The following is a 23,394-nucleotide window of genomic DNA, read 5'->3' as shown; positions in this document are numbered from 1 at the left end:
ATACATAAGGAGGTGGTGGAGTGGCAGAGGAAAAATTTGAAGCAGTAGTCGGCGCCGGTATAGAAGAGTTTAAACGGAAAATGCGTGAAGTAAATGAAATTATGCGCAATCTTGCTACAGGAGTAACCGTGGATATCAATATTAATACAGCACATGTAATGTCTGAGATTGCTCAAGTTGAGAGAAAACTTGATCGGTTAGATGGCCGTAATATTGATGTTAGAGTCGACCTGAATAGCGCTAATTTGAACGCTGTGAACTTAAACGGAAGATCAATTAACGTTGATGTCGATAGCGCGGAAGTTATACGTAAACTAGAGCAAGTGCAACAAAGAATGCGGGAGATTGCTAGAGAAAGAATAAACGTAATTGTCGATTTAGACCTTGTTCAATTTCTTGCACAGCAACGTATATTAGAAGCCCATATAGCTCAGCTAAAATTAACTCGTATCGAAATAGATGTAACAGCCGACTTAACACAGTTCCGGCTTCAATCTGCACTCCTACAAGCTCAGATAAACGCATTAAATCAACAGCAAATACGAATTAGAGTTTCGCAAATAGGTGGTCTTGGCGGTGCTGGGGGCGGTGGAAGTCTGATGGGCTCGGCCCTATTGACTTTATTACCTGCTGTCATTCCTTTAGCAGCTGCTGCAACTAATGCCATCGTGGCTCTTGGTGTCTCTATTGGAGTTGTCGCAGGACAGACGGTAGCGCTCGCATCTGCTTTAGGTGTCGCGTTTGCAGGGTACGCTGCATTTGGAGCCTTGGCTATTCCCACAATTATTAAGCTATTTGATGAAGAGGCCAAATTAACAGATCAACAGAAGAGAGCGAAAAACTCTGTTGAAGATCTCACGGCTACTTACAAGGATTTAGTTAAAGCAACTGAAAAGCAAGTATTAAACACCTTCATTTCTGCAATGAATTCAGCTGAAAAGGTATTAAAAAAGCTAGAACCCTTGTTTGTGACAGCTTCAAAAGAAGCGGAAGAGTTAATGAAATCTCTGAATCAAAGTTTAGATAGCGCAGGAATGCAAAAGTTCTTCACTTTCTTGAATGAAGATGGCGCTAAAATTATGGGAGAAATCACAAGAGGGCTAGGGTATTTCATTAATGGTACGCTTTCGCTATTAACTGCTTTTAGACCTTTAGCAAACAGTGTTTCCAATGGATTTTTAGATATGTCTAAGTCCTTTAGTTCATGGGCAGATTCATTACATGCAAGTGACAAGTTCGTAGACTTTATGGGCTATATTGAAACACAAATGCCTAAAATATCAAGCATTGTAGGTAACGCAATTCTAGGTATTGTAAATACGTTTGCAGCTTTTAGTGGAAATACAAGCTTCATGCTATCAAGTTTACAGGATATGATGCAACAATTTAGAGAGTGGTCCAGTACTCTAAGTGAAAATCAAGGTTTCCAAAAATTCCTTGATTATGCGCAACAGTCAGGTGGTCAAGTCGTAAGCTTGATTGGAGAAATTGTAAAATTAATCATCAATTTCAGTGTAGCTTTGGCGCCAGTGGGGAGTGTAATCTTAGCAGTAATTACAGCAATATCTGGTTTTATTAATCGTCTAATGGATTCTAGTGATGTGCTGGCGTTCTTAATCGCAATCATCCCATCTGTGGCAGCTGCTGTTTTAGCTTTAGCAACACCAGTCATGCTATTAATTAAGTTATTTAGTTGGAGTGCTATTGTTTCAACTTTTGGTGCTGTTATAGGTTTCTTAGCTTCTCCAATCGGAATAGTAATATCTGCAATTACACTCTTAACAGCAGGAATAGCAATTGCATATGAAAGCTTTGAGCCATTTAGAGAACTACTAAACAGTATCGGCTCATTCCTTTCTTCAACATTCAACAGTGCAATCCAAACTACTGGACAATATCTAAGTATGTTTGGACAAGCAATACAGGATGCTTTTAATGGTGACTTTAGCGGAATTGTAAACTTCTTTACGGCAGTTATTCCTAATTTGATAAGTAATATCATTTCCAAAATACCAATGTTGTTACAAATAGGTGGGCAGATTCTATCAAATCTATTAAATGGTTTTGTACAAAATCTACCTTTGATTGTTTCAACCATCACTACCTTTATGCAAAGCTTTGTCACGACAATCACGACTCATCTGCCAAGATTCTTACAAACGGGTGTCGAGATTTTTTCAAACATCTTGGATGGGATTATTCAGGCTTTACCTCAAATCATTGCTGTAGCTGTGCAAGTTATTACAACGCTAATATCAGCTTGGGCAGAGAACTATCCAAAAATCCTTAAAGCAGGTCTGGAACTTTTACTATCTCTTGTCGATGGAATTCTGCAAGCATTACCAGACTTAATCCAAGCTGCTCTAGAAATTCTTCTAACATTAGTAGAGACTATTCTATCTAATCTCCCTAAAATTTTAGAGGCTGGAGTAGAAATTCTACTTTCATTAGTAGATGGAATTGTTTCAATGTTGCCCGATTTAATAGATGCTGCTATAGAAATCATTACTACTTTAGTAGATATGATTGCTAAAAATCTACCTTTAATCATAGATATAGGAGTTCAAACTCTTCTTGCTTTGATTGAAGGAATTCTAAAGGTACTACCGGAATTGATTACTGCAGCGATAGAGTTAGTAACAGCACTTATAGGTGCGATAGCTGAATCACTACCGAAAATTATAGAATCTGGGGACGAGATTGTAATTGCCTTAGTTACTGGATTGATTGAAGCTTTACCTGATTTAGCAAAGGCAGCAGTAAAACTAGTATCTGAAATTGTAAAGACTTTAATTAATACAATACCTAAATTAGTTAGCGCTGGAGCTGATTTGGTAGCTGGGATTGTGAAGGGAGTTAAAAGTGGTGCATCGAGTTTAATAAGTGCTGTAGGTAGCCTTGCAAGTCAAGCGGTCTCTTGGTTTAAGAAGAAACTTGGAATTCATTCACCATCACGAGTTTTCGAGGCAGTTTCAAAATGGATTCCAGCAGGTATTGCGAGTGGAATTTCTAGTAACGTTAAACTCGTTACTCAAGCTTTGAGTGGCTTGTCATCTTCAATGCTTAAACAGTACAACAAGGAAATGAAATCTTTTGAGGATAGATCGAATTTAACAATTGACGAAAAGATTAAAGTACAGAATATCACTAGTAAAAACAGTAGATTAAATTACGATGATCAACTGAAAGCACTCGAATCTTTTGCTGCTGAACAGGTTGAATTAAATCGTATGACTGCGATGGAAGAAGCTAAGTATTGGAAATATGCAGCTACTGCTTATTCAGAAAATACGATTCAAAAAGTTCGAATGTTAATTCGGTATGAGGATGCACTTAAAAAGGCTTATGCAGAACAGTATGCTTTAGAACAGAACTATGTCACTGACATGGTTAAAACAGGTCGTTGGGGGTATGCTCAGCAGATTAAAGCGTATGAAGGGTACATGGCTACTTACAAAAAGGGTAGTGATCAACAACTTCAATACGAGAAGTTAATCTACGAAACAAAAGAGCAATATTACGATGACCTAACAGCATTGTCACAACAGTATTTAGCGTCGGAGCAAAATGTTATTGATGCATTAGTAAGTGATATTCAGGCTCTAAAAGATGAATACAATTCAATGTATCAAAGCCGTGTTGACTCACTAACTGGATTTGCCGGATTGTTTGATTCGTTTGTGGGGAATGACGTATCCGAGTTAGATATAATCGGTAATATGCAACAGCAGGTAAGAGCTCTTGAGGATTACCAAAACTTGATGAATGATTTAATGTCTCGTGGATTAAGTGACAACTTAATAAAAGAGCTGCAAGAAATGGGTGTAGCTTCGGTCAATGAGATTGCTAAGTTAGCAAAAATGTCTGATTCAGAGCTATCTTATTTCCAACAGCTATTTGATCGTAAGTATTCGTTAGCTAATACAATCGCGACAAGTGAGCTATCAGATGAGCGTAAAGCAATGATGGAAGAAATCCAAAAGCTTACGCGAGATGCTGAAATAGAAATAACGAGTTTGAAAGAAACATTTGCTGAGAATTTAGACGAAATGCTGTACGGCTCAACTGAAAAATTCAAAACGATACAAGGCTCAATGGTTAGTATTGGTGCGAATGTAATTCAAGGCCTAATCAATGGTATATCATCAAAACGATCAAGTTTGAGCGTAGAGTTAGAGAATATTGCTAAATTAATGAAGTCTAAGCTAACTACTGAATTAGATATTCACAGCCCTTCTCGTTGGGCTTACGATGAGGTAGGGTTAAATTACATGTATGGAATTGCAAACGCTCTGAGAGATGCACAGCCATTAATAGACGCTCAACTAAATGATGTTGCAGCTACAATGAAATTAAACGAAGCAAACTTTACTACTTCCGAGCAAATCTCAGCTAATATTCGCACCTCTGAAAATCTTGTTTTGGATGATTTGGAGGATGAAGGGCGACAGCCTATTGTCATCCACGTTCATAACGATTGGACAGGCGAGGATATTCTAACTTACGTTGATGAAGAAAGCGGAAGAAACTACGATATTAAGCTTTATTCTAAGGGGGGCTCACGATGATAACTGTTATTGAGAAACTTGATGGTACACGTATCAATTTATTTGATAAAGGGGTCTTAACAGCGGATTTCGTTGTTAGCCCTATCGATTTAAAAACAGATTCAGAGAACATCTCTGGTAGACCTGGTCGTATTCTTACTTCGTTTGATTACGGGAATAGAGCAGCAACATTGAACTTATATGCGTTAGCTGATTCAAGATTAGATACGATTACTTTACGAGATCGTATAGCTGAACTGATTGATGGTAATGAACCATTTTATATCTACGAAGGTGTCACACCTAAATTGTATGGTTTCCAACTTCCAGGAGAGGTATCAAACCGAAATGCATATGAACAATCAGATACGTATATCTTGGAGGGTAAAAGGCTGCTTATCTATCGAATAGGAAATGGAGCAATTAAATTCAGTGGATTAACAGGTAATAGGAATATAGAGTTTGAAACTTATGAACTGCCATTTTGGGAGAGCTCAAAAACTACCTTGGAGCTATCTGAGCTAGCAAAAGAATGGAATATTAATCCTCTCATTTTAGGCATGGGGATAGAGTGGGATGAAGATTACACTTGGGAATTTACTAGTGCTTATCCTATTGTGAGAAACTTAGGTAATGTTCCGGTTAACCCTCGATACATGCCATTAAAAATCACAATAAAAGGTGATTTTCCTAACGGAGTTACACTTACTAACCAAACAACTGGTGAAAGTGTAACGTTTAGTGGATCCTTAACGGCTTCAGATACACTTGTCTTTGATGGGGTTCAGTATTTAAAGAACGGTGTTAATGTCTCCTATCAAACAAATTACGGCTTAATCAAATTAAAACCAGGCGAAAATCAGATTTCAATTACAGGTGGGTCACTAACCTCTGTGAAATTTGATTTTCGTTTTTATTTTAAATAAAAGGGATGTGAATGCATGCAAATCCAAGAAGCTATTGTGATTAATGTGGATATTAAAAACCCTACCATAATTAATCAACCACAAGTTACTCAAAATGACAGTAATGCTTTTCTTGTAAACATATTTGATGGAGGGAAACCATTAAATTTGGATGGTGTTGCCAACATCACGATTGCACATACGCGATACGATAGAAAGGTTATTGTCACTGGCGGAACTAAGGTGGGAACAAATCAAGTTAAATTTATTGTAGATCGGCCTGAAACAAGTGTTACAGGGCAAGTGGATGCAGTCGTACAGCTTTATAATGCAGAGAGTCGTATATCGACCTTAACATTTTCTTATAGAGTAATTGCAGATCCTACTAATAATTACACACCTAGCGATTCAGAAAAAACCTTAATTGAAGTAGTGTTAAATGATGGCCCGTTACGAATTCAAGAAGCAATTGAAGCTGGGGAATATGCAACGGACCAAGGGGATTATGCGAAGGCTCAAGGTGAATATGCGACTGGCCAAGCTAATTATGCAACGGAACAAGGAGACTACGCTAAATCTCAGGGTGATACGGTAAAAGGCTCAGTAGACACAATGAACGCTCGCCTTGATAATCTGGTGACAAACACCGGGAACAGTACAACTGAAATTGTGGATGCTCGATTAGGTGCCGATAATGTGGCTCGTCAAAATGTAGGGGCATTGGTTCGTGAAATTCATGGACAACAATTAGATTCGGCTAGACAAACTACAACGTTGGCTCAAGGAACTTCAGTTGTAAATGCTTCCTCAAATGCTTTGGCTAATGTGGAGATTGAAGGACGTACACTTACTTCTTTAGGTAATTCCAACCTACAAAGTGGTAAGAAATACGTCTTAGCAGATAACAAAACGAAAATGATTGCTAAAGGCTCAATGGGTGAAGTGGTTACAGGTGTAGCGAAGTTCACGAATAACTATTTAACAACTACAGCGAATTTTGAAGGTAAGGTTTCTGGAAGTGCGGTAGCAAATCCACATGTTCTTAAAGGTAGTGATAATAGTAGTGGTAATACTTCCTTGCTAATACCGAGTAGCACTAGTTTCTTTGAAAGTGGAAATTATGCAAGTGCTACAAAATTAGATGGAACTTTGTACACTACTTCGAGAAGTGCTAGCGGTGTTATAGCTCAACAACTATTCTCCTTCAACATCATTGAACAAGTCGAGCGTACATTAGGTCGTATTCCGAAAGATACGGTAGCCGATAAAGTTCAATGGTTGAAAGATAATGTGAAACAATTGACAGCAAATTGGCATGGATTCGGTTCATCTGTAGGTGGGAATAAGGCGAATTTGAGAGTTTCGTGGTCGGATAATTCATGGGCAGGAACTACGAACCATACTAGTACAACAGTAAGTAAGTTATCAATGTCGTTTACCGATTTAACTGCAATTCTTAAAAATGACGCTTTTGTACACTTCCTAGCTTACGCAGAACCGTCAGACGGTGTAACAGCTTCAACAATTAATACCGATTACATCGATTTAGTAGTGGAGTTGAAAGACACAGCACAGTTAGATACTCGTCCAACGATCATTCGTGTGGAGAACTTTGAAGGTAAAGTTAGCGGAAGTACGGTGGAGAATCCACATGTTGCAAAACATGCTAGTCCTAATTTATTACAATCACCTAGTGGTGGTGGTTGGGGCGAGTTCGTAGCACATTATGGTTTTGTTTCGAATTTAGATGGCGGAAATTATGCTAGTCGAGCATCATCAGTTAACGGAGAAATAGCGCAAACACTCTTCTCATTCAACTTAATTGAAACAGTCGAGCGTAATATCGGGAAAATTCCAAAGTCAACGATTGCAGATAAGGTTCAATGGTTGAAGGATAATTTAGCGAAGTTAACTTGTAACTGGCATGGATTCGGTTCTTCCGTAGGTGGGAATAGAGGTTCGTTATCTGTATGGAGTAAGTCTAATAGTAGTTGGGTATTTGTCAATGCTTTAATGGTGTCCGTTGTTTCAAAACTAACTTATCAAAACATAAGCCCTAGCTCTACAAGTATTTTTGATACAGACGGGGTAATCCACTTCCTTGCACACGCAGAACCAAGTGACGGAACGACAGCTTCAAAGATCAATACAGATTATGTTGAGCTAGAAATTCAACTAAAACCAACAGCAAATTTCACTGCACCTAAAGTACCTTTATACGAAGTTCCAGACGATGAATACAACAAAATTCTAGTTGATTGGAATGCAGATGAAGTGAAGAAGCGTTATCCGGTTGTGGAAAGTACACAGCATTTACAAGGGGTAGCGGTAACAAGCGAAGGTGAGAACTTATTACCTCCGTTTACAGAGTGGACGATACATGCAAATGCAAAAGTGATTAGTCCTTATGAGTTGGAACATAAACCAACTGCGACAGGACAATTTAATGACGTAACAATCAAAGCTTCTCCAAACACTCCGTATGCATTTAATATTCCATCTGGACAATATGGAATAAGCTATTTTGATAATAAAGGTGTAGAAATTTCCTTTAGTGGTTGGAAGTCGGGAATTTTCACCTTCAGCACACCTTCAAACACTGAAAGTATTCGAGTTAGATTAAGTTATTTGAGTGGGGATGTTGGTAGGACAATTTCGTTCATTCAACCAATACTCACATTAGGATCAACAGCAAAACCATTCGTACCGAGAAATCCATCATACCTATTCGCAGATGTGAAGCTAGGTGCAATCGGTACAGTGAAAGATGTCCTATTCGCAGATAATGGGCGATGGAAAGTGCGTAAAGCGGTTGAGAAGGATATCGTGTTAGATGGTAGTTTGGCTTGGGGAGTTTTCAACGGTGATACAGCAAAATATCTTTATGTAAGCAACTTTATTAATTCTACTGCTACACTCGCTAAAGAAGTAACTAATTACAATGGTTTGAAATTGAAGCCATACAGTGGATATTCTACGGCTACTCCCGAAGACATGATAAGACAAGATATAGCAATCACTGTTGGCATAACTGTAGGTTCTAAAGATAGCGGTTGGTCTAACACATTTGTACCAACAGACGACCAAATGAAAGCCTACTTCAACGGATGGAAGTACACAGGCGATGGTACAACTCATTCATGGATATCTATTGTCGATGGTACAGCACCTTCCACAAATACGATTGACTATGTGAAAGCGAATAAAGCACCGAGTTACACACCTTACAAACTTTCTTATATCTTAGCTACACCTCAAATTACGGATGTAACGGACAAAGTTGAAGGTGACGTAAAGTTAAATGGTTTAACGCAAGTGAATGTAGATAGTGGTGTGATTGTGAGGGAAAAGGTAACGCCTGTTATAAACACTGCAGGTACTTACTATGACATTAACGTAACAACACAACCGACTTCTCTTCTGAAAAATAAAGTACTTAGGTTTATCAGTATTTATAAAAACGGAATTATTGATACACCTAATTGGACAATCGCAAGCACTTCCAATCAGTACGGAAATTATCGAGCATGGATCGATAAATCTAAATTCGACTCAACAGCCGAATACACAGTCACATACCTAGCGTTAGAAAAACCGTTACTCACAACTAACCCATTGTCCGTTAAACTCTCTTATGCGAATAGTATTCGTAGTGCATTAAACGATACTATGACAAAGGTTGAGGACAATACAACAATGCTATCCGTACACGAGAAAGCGATTGTAGAACTATACGTCAGAGTGAAAGCATTGGAGGCGAAATAATGTTAGAACAATTAGTTGAGCGCCTGGTGCTTGAAGGCAAGATTACTTGGGAAGAAATTAACGGCAGAGTTGAAGAATTAAGAGCAGAGCAGCCACCAGTTGTGGAAGACATTGTTTCGCTCAAACGAAGACAAGATGAAACAGAAAACACATTAGTATTTATACTTGATATGACACTAGGAGGAATGTAAAATGGCATCAGCAATTTACGGATTTGTATTAAATATGTGGATCATGCAGAAGATTAGCGCGGAGAAGGTACAATCATATGTACCGAAGGGCATTACACAAGAGGAATGCGATATGATTCTAGCAACTCCACAAGGAAATGAATATGACGTGCAGAGTTTGCCAACTCAACAAATTTAGAAAATATAAAGAGCAGATCAACATGAAAGTGTGATCTGCTCTTATTGTTAATCAGTAAAAATTATAGCTGATCCAGAAAAACCCGAAGTTTTTCTATATTCTTCAGGAATTGCTACGAATTCAAGACCTTTTTTACCAGGTGAGTGCTCAAATATTTCAATATCATCATTAATTGGAATAATCTTTTCTAAGAGTTCATAAATCTCCTGGTTGCAATTCATGATGAATAAAGTGCAATCTTTGTAACAGTTGAATAGGTAATATTTTTTACCCTTTGCATTTTTATATAACTTTACATCGTAGTGGAACGTAGAAAATGAGTCAAGTTGGCCTGTACTAAAATTCATAGTTGGCATACCATCAATAGTAAAGTGTATCTCTTCCTTCAAAACCAATTCATCACTTTTTGGATTTGGTTTAATCAAGTATCTAATCCCTTCTTATTTGAATTATTAAATCTTATGATTTGTTTTGGGGATTATTACTTAGGGAAATCGGTTTACATTAAGAAATGTGTGAATCGAGCTGTTAATGGATTAAGACTTGTTGGTTGATTCAATTTTCTTGTCCTAGTACCTAAATATTTCGAGTCCTTTTGTGCGTATCTTTGTTGAACCCCGTGTAAAAGGTTATCAATATAAATCAAGTGTATAGCGATAGCTTCTTCGCTACGTTGTGGATTGATTTCAGGTATTGTCGATTTTAAAAATTGAGCAAATTCAATCGTATATGACATCATTGAATCAAGATCGGGTTGATGATATAGACCATTTCGGTATAAGTCAACTAACTCCTGTTTTGTAAATAATATTTGTTCAGGTATGCTATAGTGCATAGACATTAAAATAGAACCCCTTTCAAATTGTTTTTATAATTGTATTCTTCCAGAATAATAAATATGATTACAAAAACGCGATTTAATCACTAAACCATTTTGTAAACAGTTTTTTAAAAAAATATTTATCCCTCTGGCTGAAAATATAATAAACATTATTTGAAAAAATATTAACGCTTAGTTGAAAAAATTCCATAAAGGTAAACTCAAATTTTTGTCGAAACCTTACAATAATGAGGAGGAAGACGATGAAAAGAGATATGGAATTGATTCGAGAATTATTATTTTTAATTGAAGCCCAAGACAGCATTCATTCGCAATTAAAAATCCCTGAGGAAATGGACCGAAATTATGTAGTTTACCAATTGAATCTGATGGAACAAGCTGGTTTAACTGAAAATAACATAAGATATGCTAGTGACCAACCTTTTTATATTCATAGTCAGTTAACTTGGCCTGGTCATGATTTCCTGGATTCGATTAGGAATGAGTCAATATGGCAGAAATCCAAAGATTCATTAAAGTCAAAGGGTTTAGAATTAGGGCAAGTTTCTTTTGGAATCCTTACCGATTTGGTGAAAATGAAGGTTAAAGAAAGTTTAGGGATGATTGAATAGAGCACTCTCACTCGAGAGTGCTTCAGACTGTAGACAAACTCGAATTTTCGAGTTTGCCTACAGTCTTTTTTCTTATAAAATATAGATTAGATAATTGCTTTTGAAAATAGAGTTAGTTGATTTCCGTTTCGGCGGAAGCTTTCCGCGGGCGTGGCCCAATCCTCCTCGTCGCTGTGCTCCTGCGGGGTATCGGCCGTCACGCTTGTCCCGCAGGAGTCACCGCCTACACTACAATCAACTAGTTTCTAAATATAGGTTGAGGTGATTGGATATGATGTCGAAAAATCAAATAAATGAACGGGATCAAATTGAGATGATTACAATTGAACAACTTGTACCACAGAATCATCTTGTCAGAAAGCTTGAGTCAGCTATTGATTTTTCTTTCATCTATCCACTGGTAGAACCACTGTATTCTACCCTAGGTAGACCTAGTGTAGATCCAGTTGTATTAATTAAAATGACATTTGTGCAATATGTATTTGGAATTCGTTCAATGCGTCAGACAATAAAAGAAATTGAAACCAATATGGCATATCGCTGGTTTTTAGGGTTTGGCTTTCATTCAGAAATCCCGCACTTTTCTACCTTCGGTAAAAATTATGAACGTCGATTCCAAGATACTGATATCTTTGAACAGATTTTCTATCGTATTCTTAAAGAAATTGCAGATAAGGGATTACTAAGTGCTGACCATGTCTTCATCGATTCAACTCATGTAAAAGCCAGTGCGAATAAACGTAAATTCGAAAAGAAGATTGTCCGTAAAGAGACTCGTGCATATGAAGCCAAACTTCAAGAAGAATTGAATCAAGATCGTATCGATCACGGGAAGAAGCCATTTCCACCTGATAAATTTGAAAAAGAAGAAGTGAAGGAAATTAAGCAAAGTACGACAGATCCTGAAAGTGGATACTATGTAAAAGATGAAAGAACCAAACAGTTTGCTTATTCATTCCATGCTGCAGCTGATCGGTATGGATTTATACTTGGATCGATTGTGACACCTGGGAATGTTCATGATAGTCATATGCTTCAGCCACTTGTTGAAAAGATTATGGATAAAGTGAAGAAGCCACTTGCTGTTGCTGCCGATGCTGCTTATAAAACTCCTGCGATTACTAAATTCTTATTTGACCAAGAGATTCAACCTGCACTCCCTTATACACGTCCAAAAACGAAGGATGGATTTTTACGGAAACACGATTATGTATATGACGAGTACTATGATTGCTACCTTTGTCCGGAAGGGCAAGTTCTTAAATATTCGACTACCACTAAAGAAGGTAAACGCCAGTACAAATCAAACCCTTCTCAATGTGCAACCTGTCCTTTGCTTACTCAATGTACGAATAGTAAAGATCACCGGAAAATCATTGAGCGTCATATTTGGGCAGAATATGTAGAGGAAGCGGATCATCTTCGTCATCAAAACGAGACCAAACAAATATATGCGAGACGTAAAGAGACGATTGAACGTGTCTTTGCGGATGCGAAAGAGAAGCATGGTATGCGCTGGACAACCCTACGAGGGATTAAAAAATTGTCCATGCAGGCGATGCTTACTTTTGCTGCCATGAATTTAAAGAAGCTTGCCAATTGGACATGGCAAGCTCCAGAAATGGTCTAAATTATAATACTCGAAGAGTACTTTTGACTAAAATCGGACTAAAAAATACCCAAAAGAATCTCAAAAAATACAAAAGGCTTCCAGAATGTGACCATTCTGAAGGCCTTTTGTCGACAATCTGGAGCACTCTCACTCGAGAGTGCTTTTTAAATTTTCTAAAAGTCGAGGTGATACCAGTTGATACTAAAAATTAAATCAAAAACACAAGAGTTACCTCTGAATCATATCCAAAGTCCGAAAAGAATTTTAGAATTGAATAGCACAATGCAATTTAACTTCACGGCGATTAACCACCCTAACAGTCCAGGATATAGATTGTTGGAGAATGAACACTTAATCGAGTATGAAGGCCATGAATACCGTATAAAACAACTAGCTAAGCGCCCGAAATATGCAAACGTGAAATGCGTGCATGTCTATAGTGATCTCATTGGAACCAGACGTGACAGTACGTTAGGTGGAACTATTTCGCTTCAACAAGCATTAAACTTCTTGTTTAACGGGACAGATTGGTCATTTGTAACGAATGTAGATAAAACTATAGAAGTAGAGAGCTTTGGCTTCAATAATATTGTGAAGTTAATGACTGATTTATGTAACCTGTTTGAAGTAGAGTTTACAATCTTACCTGGTAAGCAGATCAGTGTCCAAGAGCGTATATCAGGGGATTACGGTGCTATTTATCGTCACGCTCACAACATTCAGTCAATTGGCGAAGATTTTGATTCAACAACTCTGAGAACAAAGATTACAGGTTATTACGGGGCCTCTGGAGTCAGTGTTACTTACATTTCACCTCTTGCTGAAGTTTACGGTGAAATTGAAGCGGAATCAATAAAGGATGAAGCAATCGAAACTCATGAAGAAATGTTAGCGATAATTCAACAAACTCTCGATGATGAGGTTAAGTTTACCTTAAGTGTGGATCCGTCAGAAACAAAAGCACGAGAAATTGGAGAGAGTGTGAGAGTGGTTTATGAAAAAATGGATATGAATTTGTCAGCTAGAGTTCTGAAAATCGATGAGGAATTAAAAAAAATTGATGACATGTATCAATTTGTACCCGTATCCATTACTCTTGGCAACTATATTCGAGAGGGGTATGTTGATAAGGTAATCGGAGAAATCACTGCTGCTAAAAAAGATTATCGAAGTAAAATCGAAAAGCTGGACACTCGCATTACTTTTCAAGTTGAAGAAATCGGAGAGTCTGTAGCAACATTAGAGATTAAAGCCGACAGTATCGTCTCTTCTGTATCAGATTTAAACACTCGAATGGGAACAGCAGAATCACAAATAGTTCAGAATGCTACCAATATCTCATTCAAAGTAAGTGAGACAGATTACAATGGGAATAGGATAGCCTCTTTGATAAATCAAACTTCTACAACGATTGATATAGTTGCTGAAAGGATTAATTTTATCGGCCAAGTGTTTGGTGATGGGGCAATATTCAAAGGGAATATTAAAACTCTCGAGAGTATAGAAGTAGGGAACAGCATACAACTAGGAGAATTGAATGACTTTGGCGTGGCTAAAAAAATCCAATTTAATAGCATGGCGAGTATCAGTGGCGGAAACGGTGAATATGGGGGAGACATTAATTTTAACTGTGATGCCTTAAATTTAAATAGTGTCAGTCGTATTTACTGGGGTAACAACAAACCCGTTGCAGTTTGGGCGTGATTAGATGGCAGTTACAACTTCTGGTTCATCTACATCCAGTATACAAGTTGAAATTAACGGATTAGGGAAACCTGCTAACCAATACTACAATTTTAGAGCGCAAATACTTCTAGGAAACACAGTAGTAAGTGAAATTAATTGGACTTCGAGTGGAACTGGTGATCTAACTAGGAATACTTTTTACGGCTTAAGCCCAGGAACAACTTATTTAATTAAAGCGTGGGTACAATCGCTTGCTTCATCCAGTGAAATTTATTGGGGGCAAACATACGGTGCTACACAATCGCCACCACTACCTAGTACACCGTCCTATGCAAGTTTAACGGATAATGGAAACGGATACCTAGTTGCTTCATGGGGAAGTTCTAGCAATGCAACAGAGTACGATGTTTACCTCTATTCAGACGGTGCATTCTACGCATCATATATTGCCTATTCAACTAGTTTAACATTTAGTGGATTACCTATCGGCAAGACCTATTATTATGTGGTGCACGGTTACAATAGTGCTGGTTCAAGTTCCGGTAGAACTTCAAATAGCGTTTACGCAGCCGACACAACTGCACCTGTATTTAGTTATGTGAATGGTGATGGTTATGGGCGAATGCAAGTTGCTTATTCAGCTTACGATAACGGTATAGGAATGCGATCATTCGACACCTACTATGTAGAAATTAGTAATCCTAATGGAACTACTTACGGAAACGGAATGTACACTACTGCTTTGTATAGAACTTTTACATCTGACGCATACGGAAACGAATTTGTTAACGGCAGCTACTACTATATGCGAGTAACAGCTTATGATGCGGCAGGTAACGCAAGATCAAGTAGCGTTAGAATTCAATACGTGCAAACTAGACCTCAAGATTGGACTTGGACATACCCGAAAGTTAGTGGTCAAAATCTTTACTTTCCAGCTAGCGAATGGATAGGCTTTTGTAATCGAGTTAATGCTTTTAGACAGTATAAAAACCTTTCTAATTATACTTTTGCAACTGTCTACTCAGGTAACCCGATTTTTGCTTTGCAGCTAAACGAAGCAATAAATGCGATCAATGCTATGGTTGTAAATAAATTATCTACTCAATCTTCAGGAGCAGATGCAAACGCTGATGCTATTAATTCAATGAGCTCACGACTAAATTCCATACAATAAAGGAGATTAATAAATATGGACTATCAAATTTTACTAAATGACGGCGCAATAATTACTTTGAATCAGACATCTGATTTTAATTCAGATGGTACATTCACAAAATTTAAAGGATCCAATTTAGTGTCAATTAAAGTAGGAGATTCATTATTAAGCTTAAATACCATTACTGCTATTTTACCCGTCGGAGATGCATTAATAGATTTGGATTATGAGTTAACGCTGCACACTGGATTGAAGGTGTCAAAAGGGACTCACAATCAAATTGATTTATTTAAGGTAGATAATGAGATTAACAAAGAAGCATTTTTTGAATTTGGCGGAGGACTATTTAATCGAAACTTATTCAATAAAATTGTTCCTAATCCAGCGAAACAACAAACTGCTTAAGCCTTCCACAATGAAAAGGGTGGAGGGTTTTTATTTTGCACCGAGATAGAGAAATGCACTGTACCTAGCAGTGCTACTAAAATTAAGTGGGTGTCGTAAATGGAAAATAAAATAGCTGTGTTCACAGGAGTTCTTGGAGCAATCGCTTCATACATGTTTGATCTAGTAGGTGTTGCGGTATCAATTCTCATGTTGTTTATGCTTGCAGACTATATTACCGGTCTAGTTGCAGCTGGAATAAACAAAGAGTTGAATAGTCGTATTGGATGGACAGGATTTGTTCGTAAGTTATATATCTTGATGTTAATTGGTTTAATCTATGCCCTTGAATTCATGACTGGCCATTATGTTGATTTTGACATTTTCGGCGGTTATATCGGGGATGGTGCTGCCTTTGCATATATTGCTGTTGAGCTTATTTCAATTACTGAAAATGGGGTAAAGATGGGTGCACCAATGCCTCCATTTATAAAGAACCTATTAAAAATCGTTAAAGAAAAAACGGGCTTGAATGAAGAAGGTGAAACTAAATGATTAAAGTTGGTTATTGTGCAGGGCATGGTGGCTATAAGAATAAACTGAAAAAACTGTATGCTACTCCAGGGAAACGTACACCAGATGGGGAACCAGAGTGGGAATTCAATGATAATGTTGCTCGAGCATTTGCAAACGAGTTATCACTATATGAAGGAGTAGCTTCTAAACGATTCGATGATCCAACTGGCCAACGCGATGTGCCTCTTAAAGAACGTACTGATAGAGCAAATGACTGGGGAGCTAATTATTATTTTTCATTCCATCATAATGGGCTGTCAAGTGTGTATGGTTATCATACAGGCGTAGAAACTTTTGTATATACAAACCCTAATCCGAAAAGCGTAGCTTTAGCAAATGCAATTCATCCTGCAGTTGTAAAGGCCTATGGTTTAAATAATAGAGGGGTAAAGAAAGGGAATTTACACATTGTTCGCGAGACAAAAATGCCAGCTGTTTTAGTTGAAGGTGGCTTTATGGATTCCTTTATTGATATAAAAAAATTACGCGACAATATGGCGCTTGAAAATGCGGGTAAGTTAATTGCTCAGGCATTCGCAAAGCATGTTGGCCTAAAGAAATCGAGCGAAGTACAAGGGGTATCAATTACAAAGGGGGAATTAACAGTGGGACAATATGAAGAATTGAAAAAAATCATCGAAATTCAAGCTAAACGAATTGCAGTATTAGAAGAGCAAGTAAAAGCTCAACAGTTAAACGATACAGGGAAGTACTCTTGTAAAGAGTTAATCAAGAAAGCTGTAGCTGATGGTACTTTTAAAGCTACACATCTTTCAAAATTAGATAAATACTCAGACGGGGATTTAACAAGCTATGCATTGACTTACGCTAACAATAAATTAGGGTAATTGAGTAGAGGACCAGACATTTAGCCTGGTCCTCTTTTTTTGTTCACAAAATATTCAAACTATTTATAAGTATGTGTGATAAATTTAACAACTTTTTCCATCTTGAAATAGTATCCTTTTAAAAAAAGGAGGCTTAATGCTATGTACAAATACAAAGTAACAATTCAAACACCAAACAGAGATGTTATAGAATTTGAAAGTAAATATCACATATCAATGATTCATCCTACTTTAATTGTAGATGGGGCTTATCCAATTTTCTTTAAGGATGCTGAAGTAATGATAAACCTCGCTCAAAATCCTCAAATTGAAATCGATGGACAGGTGTATCAATATAATTTAATCTTTCGATAAAAATTAGAGCCTTCCAGTAATCATGGTAGGCTCTTATTTTTAAGGACTTATCATTTGTAATTTTTAAGGTAAATATACATAATTAGGTAAAAAAGTAAGGGGGACACCTAATGATTTTTGACCAAATTGATATTAACGGTGCCATATTTGTTGCAATGGGAGAAGTTATTAGTGCGTTTTATAACGCTATTATTTCTACACCTGGTGCAATATGGGTACTTCTTTTAATGTTCTTAGGGGGTTGCTTACAAGCTGCCTCAAATAGGTAAATGCTTAACTGCCATTCTTAATGAGGGGCAGTTTTTTATTTCTTTTTATCGCCTTTTTTCTTCGTAGGTAATCCGTATTTTTCTGTCGCTTTTTTCATTCCTGCTGCAATTTTACGTAAGCCTTCTTCGTTAAATTGTTTAGTTGCCATTATCATCTCTCCTTGATATTACTACAATCAGTATTTCCAAAATAATTTTAAAAAATACGAATAAACGTGATTACTGTCGAATAAATTGGTAAAAAACAACGGGACAGTGGATTATAAATCACTATCAGTAATTCCAATGTCCAAAAGGAGTGTGAGCAACATGGAAAAACGTGAGGTAAAACCTTTCATAGACATTGACGTTAAGGACACAATCTACAAGCTTAGTTTCGTCACGGGATACAGTGTTAAAAGTATTTGTGAGGATTTATGCAACCAGTCATTTCGTTGTGGTTTAGGTCGAGAATTATCGCCTTATTTTAAAAGGGGAATACAAATAGACGGGGCTGTTTTTCAAGGGAATAAAAAAGCTGAAAAATTTGAGTCGAGTTCACAAAATATAGAAAGAATCTCAATGAAAGTTAATGGTAAGCTTTATGATTATGCTTATCATTTGTCTTTTGCAATGGAATCTAGCGTAGCAAAAGTTGTAGCATATGGAGTTGAAAAAAGTATGAAAGATTATGCTTTTCTTGATCGATACATTAAGCAGTTTTTAAGCAAGAAGATAGACAAGGAAAGAAAAGATATGATCCTGAAGATTGTTCGTACGATTAACAAAGATTATACAGTTGATGAAGAATACGGTATTGTTTCTTTGTTACTTTACATTGCAGATGAATATAAAAGACTTGATGAAGGGGTAGACGGTGTCCTACAGGACGTAGTTCCTGTGGTTAAATAAGAGGTTGAAAAAAGGCTGTAAAGAGCCTATGAAGTTGTGGTGTGTTTTCTCCACAACATATGCGGACAGCTTAGAAAAGATGACTAAAAAGGAGCGATTTTTAATGATTTTTGAAGAATTACAAGAAAACTATACAAAAGTCTCGTATCGTAAGCCTTTAATCATTGAATCGAAAAAAGAGCTTGAAACAGTAATAAAGAAATCGGATCTGTCAAAGAAGCTAATAAAAATTGTAATAGCCGGCACGATTTTTTATTTCACTATGGATTCATCAGTTTTTGCTGCAGGGGGGCTAGATGCAAGGGCAGAAAAATTTTATTTTGATACTTTTATTGGCATTGCAAAATGGATAGTAATAATCAAAGGTGCTTGGGATATCGTTGGTCGTTCAATGAAAGAAGATTTCGAAGGAGCGAAAAGGGGTCTACTTCAATACGTTTTAATCTTTGGGGTATTAATGGGATTACCTTGGGCGATGAATGAAATTGAATCGATTTTCAGAGAGGAGCTTTAATAATGGTAGACAAAATAGCAGATGCAGTTATTGAAAAGATGAAAGAGCGTTTTATGGAAGCTGTGGAAGTGTCGTGGGAGCTATTTAAAGATGCTCTTGTTGAATTCAGTTCAATTGCTGCTCTATATGGGGGCGCAGGACTAATAATAGCAAAAGTTTGTGGGGTAAAAAAATCAATGCCTTATTTCTTTTTAATACAGGTGATAAATATTTTTATTCAAGGGATGTTCGGTATCTGATTAACGTATTGAATTTCAAAACGAAGGGAGATTCTTTTGAAAAGAAAAGAACAAGTTAATACGATTAGAAAGATATTAATCTCGAATTATGAATCAGAAATAAACGAATTTGTTGGTAATTTTCGTTTCGATTACGAAGAGTTCATTAGGTACACTTGCGAGACTACTGCTGACATCTTAAATAAAATTGAAACAAAACGGGGTAACCTTGGTCCTGATGAACTTGCAAATATAACGCTTATTGTTTTCAAGGATTTAATGTTAATTTATCATGATAAAATGTATCGTTTGTTATAAGGAGGAAACTTTATGATAAGCGTAATTAAACCTAATTATTTGTTCGCAAAGCTAAAACCGAATAACTCAATTAGAAACACAAACACTCACCTCATCTCAAAAACCATCTCTACTATGCATCGATCTATCTTCTCAAACTTCAGAATCGTAAACCATAAACAGCTAAAACTCTTCAGAAAAGAGCTATTTATCCCTACAAAATTTGAATTTTCACTTGTTGGAAAGATTTCATTCTTTATTTATATGGAGAAAGAAAAAATCGAATTCTACTTCATTTTCCCTGATTACATTAAAAAGATATTCGAAGAGAAAATGAGTGCCGTTTGGAATCAAGTAACAATTGAATATATCGAGGAGAGTAACCTTCCACAGTTTTTGTCTAAAGCAACGAAATACCAAATGGATTATGTAAAAGAGGATGGATTAAGTCTTCATACAAATAGAACGAGTAATGAGTTATTGAATGCTACGCTTAATGTGGTAGAAGTTCTTGAGACTGGCGATAAAGTTGGTGTGTTCTATAACTTTGTACCAACTTCCCAGAATAGCTTCAGACACAGTTACGCTCGTACAATCGATAAAGTTAAAAAAGGTGTTCCGGTTGAACGTAATAAAACTGGTTTGGCCTATATATTCAAAATGTTTATCTCAATTCTTGATGGTGTTATGAAAGATATTACAGAAATATTAGCGGGGAAGGATGAAAAGAAAGCGGAAGAAAATGTACTCGATGCTCTACTTGATAAGCTTAATGGCGGTAAGCGGATTAGTGAGAGCACCGAGAAAAAAGGTAGAGGGCAAATCCTTGAGAGCCAGGTATTGGTCCTGAGTGAAAGTAAAACAAAGGTACGTGAAATTAGTTACGCCACATCGATAGCAGATGCATTTGAAGTTATTGCAGCAGATAATAAATTCACGAAAAAGAGCTACAAGAAGGACTTTAAATATACAGATACTCGCTTTCCAGGTGCCTCTATTAATAAAGTATATGATGAAGAGGTACAAAACTTTATTAATTTACCTGGTCGAGAATTAATTGAACGATATTCCTTTATGGATAGGATTGATACACAGGAAACACAAATTCCTAAAGATATACAAAGCGGATCCATTTGCATTGGTGAAGTTACTTATCGAGGTCATAAGCAAAAAGCATATCTGTCTAATGATGAACAGTTTAAGAAACTGATGTTACTTTTAATTGGTCCGACTCGTGCAGGTAAAAGTAAGCTGATGGCTAATCTAAGTAAGGATGCTATTGATAATGGTGAATGTGTAATCGTCTTCGATTTTATCAAGAAATGCGAGTTATCAGATGAGATTGCCTCGTGCTTCCCAAAAGAAAAAGTATTAGAGATATCATGTGCTGATTTCGAGAAGATACAAGGAATTGGTTATAACGAGGTTGGATTTAGTACAAATCCATTCAAACAATATGAGAATGCTAAACGACAAACCTCAAATACGCTAACTCTCATCAACTCAATCAATGATACCGGGGATAATAGTAGACTTACTCCAAAAATGGAACGCTATTTGGAAAGTGCATGTTTGGTTGTGTACATTTCAACTGGCAGCTTAAAAGATGTTTTTGCAGTTCTGTTAAATCACGAAACACGGCATAATTTTATTAGCAGAGTACCAGAGAAGCAAAAAGAATTTTTAAGTGAATATATGGATAGTTTATTTGAATTAGACGATAAGAATAAAGACGGTGAAGTCATTGGTACGAAAGTGCAAGCCGGTATCATTGACCGATTGAGTGTTCTAAAGCGTAACACATACATGGAAATAATGTTAAAGAAGACTACGGATCAAAATATCAATTTAGTAGAAGAAATGCAAAAAAACCAACTTATCGTGGTTAAAATGCCACAGGCTATGTTTACTACTGCAGGGGAAAAGGATATTTTCACAACTTACTGGATGACAAAAATTTGGTTAGCTTTACAAGTAAGAGCAGATTTACAGGAAGAAAAGGACCTTGTAAAAGTGAACTTATTAATAGATGAAATTTACCAGGTTGAACATACAGAAAAATTCTTAAAATCAAACCTGTCACAGATTGCTAAGTTTGGTATGAAGCCGATTGTCAGCTGCCATTACATCAATCAACTTAGATATATGCGCGACGAATTGAGAAGTGCTAATGCGTCGTATATGTTGATAGCTGGATGTGACAAAAAGAACTTTGATGAGTTAAAAGAGGAACTATATCCTTATAAAGCAGAAGACCTTAAAAACTTAAAACGATTCCACAGTTTAAATTACATCAAAACAAAAGATGGGTATGCACAATTTATTACAGAACTACCAAAGCCAATAAGTAAGTGATAACCAGGTATTCATTTCCTGGTTTTTTCTATTGCTAACATAAGAACATTTGTTCTATAATCGAATGAAATAAGAACGTTAGTTCGATTGTTGGAGGGGTATTATGAGAGCTCAATTGGTAAAATTGCTGGAACGTAACCAAGTAATTGAAATGATGTACATTGCAAAAAATGGTGAGATCAGTAAGAGACGTATTAAAGTCACAAAAATTACAGATGATTCTTTTAGCGCGTATTGTTTCTTAAAGCATGCAACTCGTACTTTCATTATCGAAAATGTCCTTGTCATAGTCCCAGTAATCCGAAAAGAGCGTGAAGTGATATGAATTTTAATAATATCGAACAAATACATAAACAAATCATTTTAGATCTAACCATAAGGACTCTAGAAAGGGATCGCAAACATATCGGAAACTTTAAAATGCAAAGAGCTTTTGAAATGTGGTTTGACTCTAAGGTTAACGAGATGTATAACGAATTGAAAAACATAAAAGTTGACCTGGGGAAGAATGGAGTTAAATTACAAGGAAGTAAACTGGATGGAGACTTCACAGTTTATTCAGTAATAGAGAAGGGGGTGGTTTCAGAAAAAAGATATTCAAACATTGCACTTAAAAACCATTGTGAAGTGGAAGTAAAACGATTATTAGGTTTAACAAATTAACAAAAGGTGGGGACGTATTTGTTAAAAGATAGAGGTAATAAGAAGTGGACTGCCATGATGTTAACTGAGCATGTTCGGGATATTAGAGAATGGTACGAAAGCGATAATGATATTACTGAACCTCAATATGACGAGTTTAGTCTGAATGCTTTAGCTGATGACTTGAATATTGCTTATCAAGCTAATTCTAATATCTCTATTAACTACTGGAAGAATAAACGGTCGGAAGAATTTCACGGTCAGATTCTAGAATTGCTACCTAATGATCAAGCAATTAAAATTAGTACAGATGATTTTCCTTTTAAACTGTACTTGAAGTACATCATTAAGGTTGATATTTATGAATAATAAAAAGTCACTCAAACTGAGTGACTCATTTCTTAGATTGTATTTGCCCTCTTAGATTTGTGTATAAAACAAAACCTATAAAAACTAAAAAAACTGGTGTGCCAAATGTAGCTGCTATCAATAATAATGACTTTTCTGGAATACCTAATACATCAGTAAAAAAACTAACGTACCCTAAGAAT

At 36.5% G+C, this 23,394-nt stretch carries 24 protein-coding genes; 22 read left to right on the top strand and 2 right to left on the bottom strand.

Annotated elements, in window-relative coordinates; genetic code table 11:
- Positions 1-20: 20 nt before the first annotated feature.
- The 5 genes from C1N55_RS13420 to C1N55_RS20570 are packed head-to-tail and all read left to right on the top strand — an operon-like array spanning position 21 to position 9,586.
- Positions 21-4,568, top strand: coding sequence for a phage tail protein (locus C1N55_RS13420; protein ID WP_137729304.1), 4,548 nt, complete (start codon positions 21-23; stop codon positions 4,566-4,568).
- Positions 4,565-5,473 (top strand): phage tail domain-containing protein, encoded by a 909-nt coding sequence (locus C1N55_RS13415; RefSeq protein ID WP_137729303.1) that lies wholly within the window; start codon positions 4,565-4,567, stop codon positions 5,471-5,473. Before C1N55_RS13420 ends, C1N55_RS13415 begins: the two co-directional genes overlap by 4 nt.
- A 15-nt stretch (positions 5,474-5,488) precedes the next feature.
- On the top strand, positions 5,489-9,217 hold the full coding sequence (locus C1N55_RS13410; protein WP_137729302.1) for a hypothetical protein: 3,729 nt from the start codon (positions 5,489-5,491) through the stop codon (positions 9,215-9,217).
- Positions 9,217-9,408 (top strand): hypothetical protein, encoded by a 192-nt coding sequence (locus tag C1N55_RS13405; RefSeq protein ID WP_137729301.1) that lies wholly within the window; start codon positions 9,217-9,219, stop codon positions 9,406-9,408. The genes C1N55_RS13410 and C1N55_RS13405 overlap by 1 nt, the downstream gene beginning before the upstream one ends.
- Before the next feature lies 1 nt (position 9,409).
- Positions 9,410-9,586, top strand: coding sequence for a hypothetical protein (locus C1N55_RS20570; RefSeq protein WP_168193755.1), 177 nt, complete (start codon positions 9,410-9,412; stop codon positions 9,584-9,586).
- A gap of 47 nt (positions 9,587-9,633) precedes the next feature.
- On the opposite strand, the gene C1N55_RS13400 is transcribed toward C1N55_RS20570, so the two are convergent.
- Together C1N55_RS13400 and C1N55_RS13395 are read right to left on the bottom strand one after the other, a co-directional pair.
- Positions 9,634-10,011 (bottom strand): hypothetical protein, encoded by a 378-nt coding sequence (locus C1N55_RS13400; protein WP_137729300.1) that lies wholly within the window; start codon positions 10,009-10,011, stop codon positions 9,634-9,636.
- A 74-nt stretch (positions 10,012-10,085) separates the two neighbouring features.
- Positions 10,086-10,427 (bottom strand): hypothetical protein, encoded by a 342-nt coding sequence (locus tag C1N55_RS13395; RefSeq protein WP_137729299.1) that lies wholly within the window; start codon positions 10,425-10,427, stop codon positions 10,086-10,088.
- Positions 10,428-10,669: 242 nt separating this feature from the next.
- Between C1N55_RS13395 and C1N55_RS13390 the strand changes: the two genes are divergently transcribed.
- The 17 genes from C1N55_RS13390 to C1N55_RS13315 all read left to right on the top strand — a co-directional run bounded on the left by C1N55_RS13390 (position 10,670) and on the right by C1N55_RS13315 (position 23,212).
- Entirely contained in the window at positions 10,670-11,038 is a 369-nt protein-coding gene (locus tag C1N55_RS13390) for a DUF2513 domain-containing protein (protein ID WP_168193860.1), read from the top strand.
- Positions 11,039-11,309: 271 nt separating this feature from the next.
- Positions 11,310-12,668: an IS1182 family transposase gene (locus tag C1N55_RS13385; RefSeq protein WP_137727085.1), complete on the top strand. Its 1,359-nt coding sequence runs from the start codon at positions 11,310-11,312 to the stop codon at positions 12,666-12,668.
- Positions 12,669-12,845: 177 nt separating this feature from the next.
- Positions 12,846-14,354 carry a phage tail protein gene (locus tag C1N55_RS13380; protein ID WP_137729297.1) on the top strand — a complete coding sequence of 503 codons (1,509 nt, stop codon included), beginning with the start codon at positions 12,846-12,848 and terminating at the stop codon, positions 14,352-14,354.
- 4 nt (positions 14,355-14,358) lie between these two features.
- Complete coding sequence (locus tag C1N55_RS13375; protein WP_137729296.1) at positions 14,359-15,513, top strand: hypothetical protein; 1,155 nt, start codon at positions 14,359-14,361, stop codon at positions 15,511-15,513.
- Positions 15,514-15,528: 15 nt separating this feature from the next.
- Positions 15,529-15,900 (top strand): hypothetical protein, encoded by a 372-nt coding sequence (locus C1N55_RS13370; RefSeq protein WP_137729295.1) that lies wholly within the window; start codon positions 15,529-15,531, stop codon positions 15,898-15,900.
- A 99-nt stretch (positions 15,901-15,999) separates the two neighbouring features.
- Positions 16,000-16,434 carry a phage holin family protein gene (locus C1N55_RS13365; RefSeq protein ID WP_137729294.1) on the top strand — a complete coding sequence of 145 codons (435 nt, stop codon included), beginning with the start codon at positions 16,000-16,002 and terminating at the stop codon, positions 16,432-16,434.
- Entirely contained in the window at positions 16,431-17,303 is an 873-nt protein-coding gene (locus C1N55_RS13360) for an N-acetylmuramoyl-L-alanine amidase (protein ID WP_137729293.1), read from the top strand. The genes C1N55_RS13365 and C1N55_RS13360 overlap by 4 nt, the downstream gene beginning before the upstream one ends.
- Positions 17,304-17,444: 141 nt before the next feature.
- Positions 17,445-17,657, top strand: a complete 213-nt coding sequence (locus tag C1N55_RS13355; protein ID WP_137729292.1) for a hypothetical protein — start codon at positions 17,445-17,447, stop codon at positions 17,655-17,657.
- 110 nt (positions 17,658-17,767) lie between these two features.
- A complete protein-coding gene (locus C1N55_RS20565) occupies positions 17,768-17,926 on the top strand; it encodes a hypothetical protein (RefSeq protein ID WP_168193859.1) in 159 nt (52 codons plus the stop codon).
- Between the two features lie 309 nt (positions 17,927-18,235).
- Positions 18,236-18,817, top strand: coding sequence for a hypothetical protein (locus C1N55_RS13350; protein ID WP_137729291.1), 582 nt, complete (start codon positions 18,236-18,238; stop codon positions 18,815-18,817).
- 103 nt (positions 18,818-18,920) lie between these two features.
- A complete protein-coding gene (locus C1N55_RS13345) occupies positions 18,921-19,331 on the top strand; it encodes a hypothetical protein (protein ID WP_137729290.1) in 411 nt (136 codons plus the stop codon).
- Positions 19,332-19,333: 2 nt separating this feature from the next.
- The gene (locus C1N55_RS13340) at positions 19,334-19,570 is read left to right on the top strand and encodes a Rossmann-fold NAD(P)-binding domain-containing protein (RefSeq protein WP_137729289.1); all 237 of its coding nucleotides are present in this window, start codon (positions 19,334-19,336) and stop codon (positions 19,568-19,570) included.
- A gap of 36 nt (positions 19,571-19,606) precedes the next feature.
- The gene (locus tag C1N55_RS13335; protein WP_137729288.1) at positions 19,607-19,867 is read left to right on the top strand and encodes a hypothetical protein; all 261 of its coding nucleotides are present in this window, start codon (positions 19,607-19,609) and stop codon (positions 19,865-19,867) included.
- A 12-nt stretch (positions 19,868-19,879) separates the two neighbouring features.
- The gene (locus tag C1N55_RS13330; RefSeq protein ID WP_137729287.1) at positions 19,880-22,201 is read left to right on the top strand and encodes a type IV secretory system conjugative DNA transfer family protein; all 2,322 of its coding nucleotides are present in this window, start codon (positions 19,880-19,882) and stop codon (positions 22,199-22,201) included.
- Positions 22,202-22,304: 103 nt separating this feature from the next.
- Complete coding sequence (locus C1N55_RS13325; protein WP_137729286.1) at positions 22,305-22,526, top strand: transcriptional regulator; 222 nt, start codon at positions 22,305-22,307, stop codon at positions 22,524-22,526.
- The gene (locus tag C1N55_RS13320; protein WP_168193858.1) at positions 22,523-22,864 is read left to right on the top strand and encodes a YhjD family protein; all 342 of its coding nucleotides are present in this window, start codon (positions 22,523-22,525) and stop codon (positions 22,862-22,864) included. Before C1N55_RS13325 ends, C1N55_RS13320 begins: the two co-directional genes overlap by 4 nt.
- Positions 22,865-22,882: 18 nt before the next feature.
- Positions 22,883-23,212: a YolD-like family protein gene (locus C1N55_RS13315; protein ID WP_137729284.1), complete on the top strand. Its 330-nt coding sequence runs from the start codon at positions 22,883-22,885 to the stop codon at positions 23,210-23,212.
- Positions 23,213-23,394: the final 182 nt, after the last annotated feature.

This window comes from Lysinibacillus sp. SGAir0095 (genome assembly GCF_005491425.1).
GTDB lineage: Bacteria > Bacillota > Bacilli > Bacillales_A > Planococcaceae > Ureibacillus.
Note: the sequence above shows the minus strand (reverse complement) of the source record. Positions and strands in the feature narration are given on the sequence as shown.

What these genes read in the sequence shown, in the direction of transcription:
- C1N55_RS13415 (WP_137729303.1), top strand. Translation starts at nt 4,565, where the DNA reads ATGATAACTGTTATTGAGAAACTTGATGGTACACGTATCAATTTATTT.
- C1N55_RS13410 (WP_137729302.1), top strand. Translation starts at nt 5,489, where the DNA reads ATGCAAATCCAAGAAGCTATTGTGATTAATGTGGATATTAAAAACCCT.
- C1N55_RS13405 (WP_137729301.1), top strand. Translation starts at nt 9,217, where the DNA reads ATGTTAGAACAATTAGTTGAGCGCCTGGTGCTTGAAGGCAAGATTACT.
- C1N55_RS20570 (WP_168193755.1), top strand. Translation starts at nt 9,410, where the DNA reads ATGGCATCAGCAATTTACGGATTTGTATTAAATATGTGGATCATGCAG.
- C1N55_RS13395 (WP_137729299.1), bottom strand. Translation starts at nt 10,427, where the DNA reads ATGTCTATGCACTATAGCATACCTGAACAAATATTATTTACAAAACAG.
- C1N55_RS13390 (WP_168193860.1), top strand. Translation starts at nt 10,670, where the DNA reads ATGAAAAGAGATATGGAATTGATTCGAGAATTATTATTTTTAATTGAA.
- C1N55_RS13385 (WP_137727085.1), top strand. Translation starts at nt 11,310, where the DNA reads ATGATGTCGAAAAATCAAATAAATGAACGGGATCAAATTGAGATGATT.
- C1N55_RS13375 (WP_137729296.1), top strand. Translation starts at nt 14,359, where the DNA reads ATGGCAGTTACAACTTCTGGTTCATCTACATCCAGTATACAAGTTGAA.
- C1N55_RS13370 (WP_137729295.1), top strand. Translation starts at nt 15,529, where the DNA reads ATGGACTATCAAATTTTACTAAATGACGGCGCAATAATTACTTTGAAT.
- C1N55_RS13365 (WP_137729294.1), top strand. Translation starts at nt 16,000, where the DNA reads ATGGAAAATAAAATAGCTGTGTTCACAGGAGTTCTTGGAGCAATCGCT.
- C1N55_RS13360 (WP_137729293.1), top strand. Translation starts at nt 16,431, where the DNA reads ATGATTAAAGTTGGTTATTGTGCAGGGCATGGTGGCTATAAGAATAAA.
- C1N55_RS13355 (WP_137729292.1), top strand. Translation starts at nt 17,445, where the DNA reads ATGTACAAATACAAAGTAACAATTCAAACACCAAACAGAGATGTTATA.
- C1N55_RS20565 (WP_168193859.1), top strand. Translation starts at nt 17,768, where the DNA reads ATGATTTTTGACCAAATTGATATTAACGGTGCCATATTTGTTGCAATG.
- C1N55_RS13350 (WP_137729291.1), top strand. Translation starts at nt 18,236, where the DNA reads ATGGAAAAACGTGAGGTAAAACCTTTCATAGACATTGACGTTAAGGAC.
- C1N55_RS13345 (WP_137729290.1), top strand. Translation starts at nt 18,921, where the DNA reads ATGATTTTTGAAGAATTACAAGAAAACTATACAAAAGTCTCGTATCGT.
- C1N55_RS13340 (WP_137729289.1), top strand. Translation starts at nt 19,334, where the DNA reads ATGGTAGACAAAATAGCAGATGCAGTTATTGAAAAGATGAAAGAGCGT.
- C1N55_RS13330 (WP_137729287.1), top strand. Translation starts at nt 19,880, where the DNA reads ATGATAAGCGTAATTAAACCTAATTATTTGTTCGCAAAGCTAAAACCG.
- C1N55_RS13325 (WP_137729286.1), top strand. Translation starts at nt 22,305, where the DNA reads ATGAGAGCTCAATTGGTAAAATTGCTGGAACGTAACCAAGTAATTGAA.
- C1N55_RS13320 (WP_168193858.1), top strand. Translation starts at nt 22,523, where the DNA reads ATGAATTTTAATAATATCGAACAAATACATAAACAAATCATTTTAGAT.